We start from the raw sequence: 12,820 nt of genomic DNA on the forward strand, positions 1-12,820 counted from the left end.
CGATCCCCTTTTTTATTGCTGATAAGCAGACAAATCCTTTTCAAAAAAGTCTGCCGGATTTACAAGTTTTCCATCCTTTTTAAGCTCAAAATGCAAATGAGGGCCAGTTGTTAAACCTGATGTTCCAATTGTTCCAACAAGATCTCCTTTTGATATCTTCTGGCCTTCTTTTACAGAATAGGAATCCATCTGAGAATACAAACTGGAAAACCCATTCTGATGATCTACAATTACAAAACGACCATATCCTTTTCCTTGTACAAATTGGTTGTTCACCTTAGTAACAATCCCATCCGAAACGGAAAGAACTGATGTTCCTTTTGGCGCGGCAATATCCATTCCATTATGAAATCCTTTCTTTTTGGTAATCGGATGAATTCGTTCTCCGTAACCGGAAGAAATGTAAATTTGATCGCCTGGTTTTAATGGAAATGCAAGCGATTCCAGCGGATAAAAATTATCAAAATTCCCCTCTGACAATCTTGGGATTGATTCTGAAAAGCTAAAACTCAATAAACTGATTAAAACCACTGGGATTACCAAAATAATTTTAAGATGTGCTAATTTAGATGTATCTATTTTTTTGATCATTTTAATTCTTTTTAAAGTTAACGATGAATTAAAGGAACTGGTTAAAGCAAGCATCATTTGACGTTCTACATTTCTTAGTAGTAAGGTTTGATAATACACCTTGTCAATTCCTTCATTAAAACATTCCCGATCGGCCAGGTATTCATGCATTTCGATCAATGATCGATTTATTAAATAAATGAAAGGATTAAACCATAAAACCATTTTCACTAACTCAACAAACAATAGGTCGAGAGAATGAAATTGTCTGGCATGTATGGATTCGTGCAAAAGAACATGTTCTTGTTCCGATTCGGTAAGTATTTGCTGATTCAAAAATATGTACCCAAAGAAAGAATACGGCGAAGAATTTTCGTTTACCGATACAATTTTTAAACCATTATAAATTCTTATTTCATTGGCTTTTATTAATTTAAAGAGATGAAATACATGTTTAGCAATCCGAAAAAAAGAAACAGAAACTCCTAAAAAATACAAAATCCATACAACTGAAATCATAGAAAATAAAGGTGTTCCTGGCTCCAATTCATTTGATTGCAAAATTTCTGTTTGAAATGACTGTTCAAATTCCCATACAAATTCATTGGCTGCAGAAAAATTCTCAGTCTGAAATGAAAAATTTAACAGAGGGATAATCAACGAAATAAATGTAACAAACAGGAGATAGTATCTATTTCTGCTTGTAAAAGTATCTCCGGACAAAAATAATTTGTACATGAAATAAAATCCAGCCAAACAAATACTGGATTCCAGCAAATAAATTCCAAACTCAGCCATTTTTCTTCTTATTATGAATTTGTTCCTCAATTAGAGCTCTCATTTCCTCCAATTCCGAAAGTGATAAATCCTGTTCGCGAGTAAAAAAGGAAGTAAATCCTCCAACCGAATCGTTAAAGAAACTCTTCATTACTCCTTTCATAAACGCACGAGTGTAAGCTCTTTTAGAGATTAATGGATAGTACTGATTTACTTTCCCATAAGTTGTAAAACCGATTATTCCCTTTTTTACCAAAACCCGAACCACAGTTGATATTGTTGTATATGCCGGTCTTGGACTTGGAAATTCCTCAATAATATCTTTAAGAAAAGCTTTTTCCAGCTTCCATAAATATTGCATGACTTGTTCTTCCGCCTTTGTTAATTCTTTCATGGTGCTAATGTATGACTATTTTTATAGTTGTGCAACTATTTAAATAGTCACAGCAAAAAAAAATGCAATTCAGAATACGTGTATCCCATCATGAAACTGTCATATACATAAAGAATTCTATTTAGTATACACAAAAATATATATCATGAAAAGCCTGCTAACAGTATGTATTTCTATTCTTTTAGGTGGATGTGCAAGTTCATATGTATCTTTTCAAAACATTGAAAAACCAAAGAAACAATATCACAAAATATTTGTAATTACGATTTTTAATGAAATAAATGTTAAAACATTAAATGAAGAAACTTACGATAAATATTTCAGGGATAATATTAATGATCTGAAATCGATGGATAGCAGAAGACTTCTGGAGAATGTTCTTAGAAATGAAATACCCAATCCAAGAACTCCAATCACATCGTCAAAAGACAAATTCAAAATAAATATTGATATTAATTACAATGATTTTATTTCAACTTTACGCAAATCTGATACTGAAGCGATTCTTCTTATCAATGAAACAGATTACTATTATGAGGTAAGCGAAAGAATTAGTAAGTGTGGAGAAATTAAAAAATCAGAAAGTCCGAAAGCTGTATTTCAAGCCTACTTAATAGATATAAATAGTATGCAACCTTTTTGGGTTGGTAAAATTTATTCTTCGGGCACGCAATGGGATGATGCCGGCACAATCTACAGGAGTATGAGCAGAAGGCTAAATAAACGACTAATCAAAGAAAAAATTCTATTGCCTCCTTTATTGATACGCAAGTAAAGAAAATAAAAAAGGCGGCCAAACAGCCGCCTTCTATATTCCAGATGAAGAATGATTACATCATACCAGGCATTCCGCCACCCATTCCACCACCCATTGGCATAGCAGGAGCTTCTTCCTTTATTTCAATCAAAACACATTCTGTAGTTAAGAACATACCAGCTATTGAAGCCGCATTTTCAAGAGCTACGCGAGATACTTTAGCAGGATCAATAACACCGGTTTCAAATAGATTCTGATATTCTCCGATACGCGCATTGTAACCAAAGTCTCCTTTTCCAGCTCTCACCTTATCAACAACAACTGCACCTTCGCCGCCAGCATTGGCAACAATCTGACGCAATGGCTCTTCAATAGCACGCTTTATAATCTCAATACCGGTTGTTTCGTCCTCGTTCTCACCTTTAAGGTTCTCTAAAGCAGCAATTGCACGAATGTACGCTACGCCACCTCCAGGAACAATTCCTTCTTCAACAGCGGCACGAGTAGCACTCAATGCATCATCAACACGATCTTTTTTCTCTTTCATTTCAACTTCAGAAGCTGCTCCAACATAAAGTACAGCAACACCACCAGCTAATTTGGCTAATCTTTCCTGAAGTTTTTCTTTATCGTAATCAGAAGTTGAATTCTCGATTAAAGTTTTGATTTGAGAAACACGGGCAACAATACCATCTTTTTCTCCACTTCCATTTACAATCGTTGTGTTTTCTTTATCAATGGTAATTTTTTCTGATTGACCAAGCATTTCCAAGGTTGCCTGCTCCAATTTCATTCCTTTTTCTTCAGAAATAACAACTCCGCCTGTAAGAATAGCAATATCTTCCAACATTTCTTTTCTTCTGTCACCAAAACCAGGAGCCTTAACAGCAGCAACTTTTAATGAACCTCTTAAACGATTCACAACCAAAGTGGCCAATGCTTCGCCTTCTACGTCTTCTGCAATAATCATTAACGGACGACCTGATTGAGCAACTGGTTCAAGAACCGGCATTAACTCTTTCATTGTAGAAATTTTCTTGTCGTACAATAAAATATATGGATTCTCCAAATCAGCTTCCATTTTTTCAGGATCGGTAATGAAATACGGAGAAATGTATCCTCTGTCAAATTGCATTCCTTCAACCACTTTCACGTAAGTTTCAGTTCCTTTTGCCTCTTCAACAGTAATTACACCTTCTTTTTTCACTTTTTCCATTGCCTCAGCAATCAGTGCACCAATAGTCTCGTCATTATTTGCAGAGATTTTAGCAACTTGCTTGATCTTGTCGAAGTTATCTCCAACTTCCTGAGCTTGCTCTTTAATGTTAGCAACAACAGCTGCAACGGCAATATCAATACCACGTTTTAAATCCATTGGATTCGCACCGGCTGTTACATTTTTCAATCCAACATTTACAATAGATTGCGCCAAAACAGTTGCTGTCGTAGTTCCATCACCAGCATCATCACCAGTTTTCGAAGCAACTTCCTTAACCATCTGAGCACCCATATTTGCTCCTGGATCAGCCAATTCAATTTCCTTTGCAACAGTAACTCCATCTTTGGTAATCTGAGGTGCACCAAACTTGCGATCAATCACAACATTTCTACCCTTAGGTCCTAAAGTTACTTTTACTGCATTTGCCAACTCATCAACACCTTTTTTTAAAAGGTCGCGGGCTTCTATATTAAATTTAATTTCTTTAGCCATTTCTTACTTAATTTTGAAAGTTTGTGTAATTAATTATGCAATGTACAAAACGTCTGACTGAGACATTAACAAATAATCATCTCCATCAATTACCAGTTCTGTTCCTGAATATTTGCCATAAAAAACCGTATCTCCGATTTTTAATTCCATTGGTTCATCTTTCTTATCAGAACCAACCAATACTACTTTACCTTGCATTGGCTTTTCTTTTGCAGCATCCGGAATAATGATACCACTTGCAGTTTTTTCTTCAGCTTTAATAGCTTCAACCAAAATTTTACCAGCAAGAATTCTACCTTTTAAGTCTGCCATTTTCAAAATATTTTAAGTTTTAAATTACAATTTATGATTCATTCTCTTTCACAATTCATGCCAAAAGAAATTCATTGACAATATTGCCGCAATACTGTTCCTATTTTAAAACATCAATAACAAATGCGAAAAAAACTTATCAACATTTCAACTGGGAATGAATAAATATACTGAAAAACAGAACGATAACAAGACAAAAAAAATGTCAGTATGATATGACATACTGACATTTATTTATATCAATGATATTTTTCTTCTCTTATTTTGCTGTATCCTTTTCTGTAGAAGGAGCTTCAGTAGGGAAAGTAGGAACATCAGTAGCAGTTTCAGTTTCCTGCAATTGCTGCTCGATTTGTGATTTCTGACCTTCTACTTCACCACGATCAATAGTCATCGCAGCTAAAAGACAAAGAACTAATAAACTTCCGGCCAAACCCCAGGTTGCTTTCTCAAGGAAATCAGTTGTTTTCTTAACTCCCATAATTTGGTTTGAGGATGAAAAGTTTGAAGCTAATCCACCTCCTTTAGAGTTCTGTACTAATACGATTAGCACTAAAAGTACACAAACAATAAAGATCAATACTAAAACAAAGGTATACATACTTATCTTATTTACTATTTTTTAATTTTTCTATTCTCTCAATCTGACTCGCAAAGTAAGCGTTTTTTTCGGGATTTTTCAAAACTAATTTGTCATAAACAGCAATAGCCTTATCGAACAGTTTCTGTTTCACGTAGATAGAGGCCAAAGTTTCACTAATAAAACCATCTTTATCCTCTAAACTTCCCAATGAAATATCCTCTTGTTTATCAACAACTTTAATGTTCCTGCTTATTCTTGGTTCATTTTGAATAAAACTATCAATCAGATCAATTCCTTTTTTCGATTTTTCCTTATCTGAATCCGAATGAAATTCATTACTGTCTTTCTTATTAACAACTGTCATCCAATCAGTAAAGGTATGATTTTCATCCTTATCCGATTCTGTTTTCCTGATCTTTGGTTCTTCTGATAAAGTATATAAATTACCACCAAAACCAATATGATAAACCTCTGTTGCCGCCACCAATAATTCCGAGTCGCTCAACTGCTTTTCTGTTTGTAACTTCTCAGTTTTCGCTGTAGATTCCTCTTTTTTGTTTTCAGAATCAGCGATCTCCAAAATTTCATCATTTGCAGCAAACAAATTTTCAGATTCCACAGGATTATTCTGATCATTCAAAACCTCAGAATCCATTACTTCCGACTCCTCTGATAATTGAAACAATCCATCCTGCTCCTCCGCTTCTATTTCAGATACAAGTGACTTTTCATCGATCAGAAGATCTGTACTTTCCTCTTTTGTAACAGGCTCTGATGTTTCTGGAGCAATAAGTATGTTTTCGCTGCTCTTAAAACGGGATTGTATCTTAATTTGATCTTGAATTAACAAAAACAACTGACGCCGGTCTGGAATGTACAAAGCTGAATTTCTCAACTCTTCTTTAAACCGAATGCTTTGGCTGTCATGCAAGTTTTTCAACAAGAGTAGATGAGCAGTCTGAAAATAAGGATATTTGTCAATCAGACTTTTTAATTCCCGATGACTGTTCCGATCCATTTTCGCTGAATTTCTAATCCAATCCTGTAATAAACTTTGATCCATTTTTTACCAGTTTACAACCGCTTCATTGTATATATCATCAATAATATCTTCTAAAATCTCTGCCACTAATCCTTCTTCCACCTCACTTAACTGTTTGGTACTATCAAAATCCCGAAAGGCTGAAAAGCTCTTATCAAAATCATTATCAGGCTCTATTTCGTTTGTGAAACGAACTTTTACAGTAACCGTTAATCGATTGGTTGCAGAAATATCATCTGCAGTAACATCTAAAGCCTGAGTTCTGTATCCGGTTATTTCTCCTTCAAAATTCAAATGACCTTCTCCATCTACAATTTCATCCAAAGTAGTTTGCCCACGAAATTTTTCTTTAAGTGCCTCCGTAAACTGATTACTCAAATTAGGATTTACAAGGGGAGCTCTATTAGGAAAAAATTGCACCGAAAAAGTTTTCACCTCAGGAGAAAGGGTTCCTCCTGTAAATGAATAGGACACCTTACATGCTGTTACCACAAAGGCAACACAAAAACTTAAAAACAAGACTTTAATTAAATTCATATGATTATAATATGTTTTTTAGTTGCCATACGGAACTTACCATGAACCAATAATCATGCCTCTGTGTGTCACAATTGCCTGTCATGGAAGTTTCATAATATTGGGAAATAAAAATAACAATAAATTGTGAATATTAGTTGATATCGTATTCTTTGATTTTACGATACAGTGTCCGCTCAGATATTCCTAAGTCCTGCGCAGCGTACTTCCGTTTTCCATTGTGCTTCTCCAAGGCTTTCCTGATCAATTCAACCTCCTTATCTTCAAGCGATAAAGATTCCTCAACAAATTCCTCTGTATCTTGAATTACCGAATCTTTAGGCGATGAAATAGTTGAAGAAGTTTGCGCCGAAGATTGATGATGAAGAATATCAATCTCCTGATCTTCATACAGCTTCCGGATAAGCAAAGCGTTATCTTTTTGCAAAGACGAAGAATCTCCACTTGTTTGCATCAACTCAAACACTAACTTTTTCAAATCAGTCATGTCCTTTTTCATATCAAAAAGAACCTTGTAAAGTATTTCCCTTTCTGAAGAAAAGGCCTGATCTTTTTTAGACGCATCAGTATAAATAGCGGGTAACATATGCTCATCATTCCTTGGAAGATAGTTCCTCAGTATGTCAGCACTAATTTGCCTTTCCTTTTCAATAATGGAAACTTGCTCTGTAATATTTTTCAATTGTCGAATATTCCCAGGCCAGCGATAAGACTTCAATAACTGTTGAGCTCCGGGATCAAGACGCAAAGGTGGCATTCTATATTTTTCAGCAAAATCTTGTGCAAATTTTCGGAACAGCAGATAAATATCCTCTTGTCTCTCCCGCAGAGGAGGCATGTTGATAGGTACAGTATTTAAACGGTAATACAAATCCTCTCTAAATTTACCATCTTTTACAGCTTTAGGAACATTAAGATTTGTTGCCGCAACAACTCTTACATCTGATTTTAAAACCTTTGACGAACCAACTTTAATGAACTCACCGGTTTCCAAAACACGTAACAAACGAACCTGTGTCGATAATGGCAATTCACCAATCTCGTCCAAAAAAATGGTTCCTTTATTAGCTACCTCAAAATATCCCTTCCGATCTGATAAGGCTCCCGTAAATGCACCCTTTTCATGTCCAAATAATTCTGAATCAATAGTCCCTTCCGGAATAGCGCCACAATTCACAGCTATATATGGTGCATGTTTTCGAGAGCTGAATTGATGTATTATTTGAGGAAACACTTCTTTTCCGGTTCCGCTCTCTCCTGTAATTAATACCGATAAATCAGTTGGGGCAACCTGAATAGCAATGTCAAGCGATCTGTTCAAAGAATATGTATTCCCGATAATTGAGAAACGATGTTTTATTGTTTGTATATCCATCAAAAAAATCTAATTTGATTGTTACCTAAATAAAAAACATGAAATTTTATCATGCTACCTGACAAAATTACTACTTTTTAGATTTAGAAGGCTATTCTGCCTAATTAATATCTTTAAAGATTGTTAATTTTCAGTATCTTTTTCACGCAATCTCAGTAATACTTCATATTACAAATAGTAAAATCCAAGAGCCTATGTCAATCCATCTCAAAAGTCTTAAAGAATCAAATGAATTTTTAAATATTTTATTCAACAATATAACATCAGCAATATTTATTCTAGATAAGCATACCCGCGTTAAAAGTGTAAACGAGTCTTTTACACTCCTCTTTCAAAAAAGAGAAGAAAAGGTACTTGATAAATTATGTGGAAATTCCTTAGGATGTCAATACACCGTTGATGAAAATGCTTTATGTGGTGAAACCTCTCAATGTAAAAACTGTAAATTGAGAAGTGATCTTCTGCTTACCATGTGCCAAAAAGTTCCAACAAATGATAAAAAACTTACCCGAGGTTTTTACACAAATAACCAAAAAGAAACCAAACATTTTTTGTATTCAACCCGACACATACAATATGGTGGAAATGAATATATTTTGGTAATTCTTGATGACCATACTGAGTTAGAGAATAGCAGGAATAAACTTGAAGAACAGAATGAAATACTTCGTGTACTTAATGAGCAAAAATCAAAATTTCTGGGTATAGCCGCACACGACCTTCGTAATCCTATTGGCGCAATAAAATCCTTTTCCAATCTGCTCTTAGATTCATATCACGATTTTTCCGATGAAGATAGAATTGAATTCATGGAATTAATAAAAGACAGCAGTCAGTTTTCCCTTGACCTGATTAATGAGTTATTAGATATCTCCAAAATTGAACTGGGTAAACTCAAACTGGATAAGAAGGAACAAAATATTCAGGAAATAATTGAAAATACAATAAAAATCAATAAGATTTTCGCAAAAAAAAAGAACATCCAAATCAATTTTAATCCAACAATAAGTATTAATTCAATTTGGATCGACAAAAATAAAATTGAGCAGGTATTGCACAATCTATTAAGCAATGCTATTAAATACTCTAACCCAGATACAACAATATCTGTCATTCTTAAAAAGAACAATTCATATATTGAAATATCAGTTACAGATCAGGGCGTTGGTATTCCAGATCAGGAAGTAAAAAATTTATTTACCGAATTTGGAACAACCAGTGCAAAAACTACAGCTAATGAAAGTAGTACTGGTTTAGGTTTAGCTATCGCTAAAAAAATTGTGAACGGTCATGGTGGAAGAATAATGGCTCATAGCAAACTAGGGGAAGGTTCTGAATTTTTGTTTACTTTGCCATTAAATTAAAACACGCAAAATAAAACAAAAATGAAATTCTTAGGAATTATACCTGCAAGATATGCATCTACTAGGTTTCCTGGTAAACCTTTGGCCGATATTAACGGCAAACCAATGATTCAAAAAGTATACGAACAAGCACTTAAAGCACTTGATCATGTTTATGTTGCTACTGATGATAAAAGAATAGAGGAAGCTGTTAAAAGTTTTGGAGGAAAAATAATCATGACCTCTCCAAATCATCAAAGCGGAACCGATCGGATTGCTGAAGCGGCTAATATTATCTCCCAAAATTTAAAACTTGATTTCGACGTAGTTATTAACATTCAGGGCGATGAGCCTTTTATTCAGCCTGAACAAATTAATTCATTAAAATCCTGCTTCAATAATCCGGCTACCGAAATTGCAACATTAATAAAATCAATTACAAATACTGCTGAAATTTTTGATCCAAATAAAGTCAAGGTGGTAACTGCTAAGGATAATCGCGCCTTATATTTCAGCCGGTCACCAATCCCGTTTGTTCGTGGTGAAGATCAGGATAAATGGCTGTCTCAAAATACTTTCTACAAACACATAGGGATGTATGCCTACCGATTTGATGCTTTAATGAAGGTTACGAAACTAGAACAAAGCAAATTAGAATTATCAGAATCTTTAGAACAATTACGTTGGCTTGAGAATGGTTATTGGATACAAACAGAAATAACTGAACACGAATCGATAGGAATAGATACTCCTGAAGATTTACTTAGAGTAAAGGAAATGGGACTTTTATAGTCCTTTTTTTATACTTTAACTTTTCATTAAGACTTATTAGGAAGCCATTAACCAATAATGAATCTTGCTCTTTATATATTTGAATTGTATCTTCAGATATCTATATAAAAATCACAATGAGCAGAAAAATTATCACCAGTTTAATCCTCCTAATGTCAATTTCATTAATTGGGATTATTGGAGTTCAAATTCTCTGGATAAAAAATGCAATCGAAATTCAGGAGCAGACTTTTGATTCAAATATTAATGAAGCTTTACACAAAATTGTTACTAATCTTGAAAAGGAAGAATCCGTTTTTTTAATTTCAGAAGGCCTGAATTCTGCCACCGATGTTAAAGTTGGCAATATTGAAATTCATGAGATTAAACAATTTCTTGATGAGAAGAATCACAAAAACGATCATCATATCCGCATAAAAACAACCCGGAAAATCAACGGGAAACAAAATAATGCAGCCAGTTCTGATACACAATTAATAGTATCGCACAAAAATCCTAAAAGTAAATCCATCAAATTTTGGCAGCCAAAAACAAATCTTGATTCATCTCTAAATATTGATATACAAGTAACTACCAATGACACCATAATTAGAGCGAGAAAAAAAGAGGAGCAAATTGAAAACATTTTTGAAAAAGTTGTCTATGAATTCAATTCTAAGGATATTACTATCAAAGATCGAATCAATGAAAAGGATTTACCCAATGACATTCGGGAAAGCTTAACCTCTTTTGATATTAATACCGAATTCGATTATGCCGTAATTGATGATAAAACAAAGAACATTGTCCTTTCATCTGACTCCAGTTTAAATTCAGAACTAGTTGCTTCGAATCATCAGGTAAATTTATTCCCAAATGATATTTTTTTATCAAATCATAAACTATGTCTGCTTTTTCCTGACCAATTCAATTTTATATACAAATCCATTTTTTCATTACTGATACTATCAGCAATTTTCACCCTGTTTATTATTTTCACCTTTGGTAATGCCATTTTTTTCATCTTAAAACAAAAGCGTATTAATGATATCAAATCTGATTTTATCAATAACATCACTCACGAATTTAAAACCCCAATTGCTACCATAGCACTAGCTTCAGATTCTATCAATAATCCAAAAATAATCGGAGATCCTGATAGAATCAGATACTTCACATCAATTATCAAAGATGAGAACTTCCGAATGAACAAACAAGTGGAAAATATTCTTCAACTTTCTTTATTCGGTAAACATGAATTGGATATTAATCCGCAAACCAATCATATAAACGAAATTCTTCAAAAAGCTGCAGAGCATATTCAATTACAAGTTGATGAGAAAAGCGGCACTTTAAAAATCGATTTAAAGGCAATCAACGATATAGCTGAAATCGACGAAGTCCATTTTTTAAATGCTATTTTCAATTTATTCGACAATTCAATTAAGTATTCAATAGAAAAACCCGAAATTGAAATCGGGACAAAAAATCAGGACAACAAAATCCATATTTGGATAAAAGATTCAGGAATTGGTATGAATCCACAAACCAAGAAAAAAGTGTTCAGAAAATTCTTCAGGGCGGAAACAGGAAATATTCACAACGTAAAAGGATTTGGCCTCGGATTGAGCTACGTAAAGCTGATCATTGAAAAACACAATGGACATATCGATATTATCAGTAAACCTAACGAGGGAACAACTGTCAATTTAACGCTTCCATTAAAAAGCCAAAATGAAAAATAATATTAGAATACTATTAGTTGAAGACGAACCTAATTTTGGTGCTGTCATGAAAAACTATCTGGAAATTTCAGATTTTGATGTTGTCTTGTGTAAAAATGGAAAAGAAGGATTAGAGAGTTTCGAAAATTCAAAATACGATCTTTGCATTCTCGATGTAATGATGCCGGAAATGGATGGATTTACTTTAGCAAAAAGAATAAAACTAATTAATGCGGATATACCACTCATTTTTCTTACAGCAAAAGCACTTAAAGAAGATATTATTCAAGGATATCGTTTAGGTGCCGATGATTATATTACGAAACCATTTGACTCAGAACTATTAATCTATAAGATTAAAGCCATACTATCAAGAAATAATGGTATCAGCAAAGCATCAACAATAAAGCAATACTCAATCGGTAAATTCATTTTCGATCCAGTATTGCGAACATTAACTTTAAATAATCAGCAAGAAAAGCTCTCCCCAAAAGAATCTGAGTTGTTAAGCTTGCTCTGCGCTAATATGAATCAAATTTTACCCAGAGAGAATGCCTTACGAACCATTTGGGGGGATGATAACTTCTATACAACAAGAAGTATGGATGTTTACATTACTAAACTTAGAAAGTATCTAAAACCGGATAGTAACTTATCAATTGAGAACATTCACGGAAGTGGCTTTCGTTTACTTCAAATCAATACACCATTTGATTCTACAAAGTAAATTGTAAAAAATTATTCAAAGCCATTTTCAATACCAAATTTCAGGGCAAAAAAAAAGAGTCTCATTCCTTATTGGAACAAGACTCTTTAAAAGTTGGCGTCGACCTACTCTCCCACCAGTTGGCAGTACCATCGGCGCTATCGGGCTTAACTTCTCTGTTCGGAATGGGAAGAGGTGGAACCCCGATGCAATAGACA

Annotated in this window: 13 protein-coding genes and 1 rRNA gene; 5 read left to right on the forward strand and 9 right to left on the reverse strand. The window is 34.0% G+C overall.

What is annotated here, in order from left to right; translation table 11 throughout:
• Positions 1-12: 12 nt before the first annotated feature.
• Both GQR60_RS16455 and GQR60_RS16460 read right to left on the reverse strand, forming a co-directional pair.
• Positions 13-1,368: a M23/M56 family metallopeptidase gene (locus GQR60_RS16455; RefSeq protein ID WP_124993985.1), complete on the reverse strand. Its 1,356-nt coding sequence runs from the start codon at positions 1,366-1,368 to the stop codon at positions 13-15.
• Positions 1,361-1,741 carry a BlaI/MecI/CopY family transcriptional regulator gene (locus tag GQR60_RS16460; RefSeq protein ID WP_124993986.1) on the reverse strand — a complete coding sequence of 127 codons (381 nt, stop codon included), beginning with the start codon at positions 1,739-1,741 and terminating at the stop codon, positions 1,361-1,363. Before GQR60_RS16460 ends, GQR60_RS16455 begins: the two co-directional genes overlap by 8 nt.
• A gap of 145 nt (positions 1,742-1,886) precedes the next feature.
• Between GQR60_RS16460 and GQR60_RS16465 the strand changes: the two genes are divergently transcribed.
• Entirely contained in the window at positions 1,887-2,516 is a 630-nt protein-coding gene (locus GQR60_RS16465; RefSeq protein ID WP_124993987.1) for a hypothetical protein, read from the forward strand.
• Positions 2,517-2,571: 55 nt separating this feature from the next.
• Here the strand turns inward: GQR60_RS16465 and groL are convergent, their stop codons facing one another.
• The 6 genes from groL to GQR60_RS16495 form a co-directional block, all read right to left on the reverse strand.
• The gene (gene groL / locus GQR60_RS16470; RefSeq protein WP_124993988.1) at positions 2,572-4,209 is read right to left on the reverse strand and encodes a chaperonin GroEL; all 1,638 of its coding nucleotides are present in this window, start codon (positions 4,207-4,209) and stop codon (positions 2,572-2,574) included.
• 33 nt (positions 4,210-4,242) lie between these two features.
• The gene (locus tag GQR60_RS16475; protein WP_101311744.1) at positions 4,243-4,521 is read right to left on the reverse strand and encodes a co-chaperone GroES; all 279 of its coding nucleotides are present in this window, start codon (positions 4,519-4,521) and stop codon (positions 4,243-4,245) included.
• A 259-nt stretch (positions 4,522-4,780) separates the two neighbouring features.
• The gene (secG, locus tag GQR60_RS16480) at positions 4,781-5,122 is read right to left on the reverse strand and encodes a preprotein translocase subunit SecG (protein WP_101311745.1); all 342 of its coding nucleotides are present in this window, start codon (positions 5,120-5,122) and stop codon (positions 4,781-4,783) included.
• A 7-nt stretch (positions 5,123-5,129) separates the two neighbouring features.
• A complete protein-coding gene (locus tag GQR60_RS16485; protein ID WP_124993989.1) occupies positions 5,130-6,167 on the reverse strand; it encodes a hypothetical protein in 1,038 nt (345 codons plus the stop codon).
• Between the two features lie 3 nt (positions 6,168-6,170).
• On the reverse strand, positions 6,171-6,683 hold the full coding sequence (locus GQR60_RS16490) for an LptE family protein (protein ID WP_124993990.1): 513 nt from the start codon (positions 6,681-6,683) through the stop codon (positions 6,171-6,173).
• 133 nt (positions 6,684-6,816) lie between these two features.
• Positions 6,817-8,061 carry a sigma-54 interaction domain-containing protein gene (locus GQR60_RS16495; RefSeq protein ID WP_124993991.1) on the reverse strand — a complete coding sequence of 415 codons (1,245 nt, stop codon included), beginning with the start codon at positions 8,059-8,061 and terminating at the stop codon, positions 6,817-6,819.
• Between the two features lie 191 nt (positions 8,062-8,252).
• Here GQR60_RS16495 and GQR60_RS16500 point away from each other — a divergent pair, with 191 nt between their 5' ends.
• The 4 genes from GQR60_RS16500 to GQR60_RS16515 all read left to right on the forward strand — a co-directional run bounded on the left by GQR60_RS16500 (position 8,253) and on the right by GQR60_RS16515 (position 12,623).
• On the forward strand, positions 8,253-9,422 hold the full coding sequence (locus GQR60_RS16500) for a sensor histidine kinase (RefSeq protein WP_124993992.1): 1,170 nt from the start codon (positions 8,253-8,255) through the stop codon (positions 9,420-9,422).
• Between the two features lie 21 nt (positions 9,423-9,443).
• Entirely contained in the window at positions 9,444-10,193 is a 750-nt protein-coding gene (gene kdsB, locus GQR60_RS16505; protein ID WP_124993993.1) for a 3-deoxy-manno-octulosonate cytidylyltransferase, read from the forward strand.
• Between the two features lie 116 nt (positions 10,194-10,309).
• Positions 10,310-11,917 carry a sensor histidine kinase gene (locus GQR60_RS16510; protein ID WP_124993994.1) on the forward strand — a complete coding sequence of 536 codons (1,608 nt, stop codon included), beginning with the start codon at positions 10,310-10,312 and terminating at the stop codon, positions 11,915-11,917.
• Positions 11,907-12,623, forward strand: a complete 717-nt coding sequence (locus GQR60_RS16515; RefSeq protein ID WP_124993995.1) for a response regulator transcription factor — start codon at positions 11,907-11,909, stop codon at positions 12,621-12,623. Before GQR60_RS16510 ends, GQR60_RS16515 begins: the two co-directional genes overlap by 11 nt.
• Positions 12,624-12,714: 91 nt before the next feature.
• Here the strand turns inward: GQR60_RS16515 and rrf are convergent.
• Positions 12,715-12,820: ribosomal RNA gene (rrf, locus tag GQR60_RS16520) — 5S ribosomal RNA — on the reverse strand; the annotation flags it as partial.

It is taken from the genome of Labilibaculum euxinicum (genome assembly GCF_009795715.1).
Classification (GTDB): domain Bacteria; phylum Bacteroidota; class Bacteroidia; order Bacteroidales; family Marinifilaceae; genus Labilibaculum; species Labilibaculum euxinus.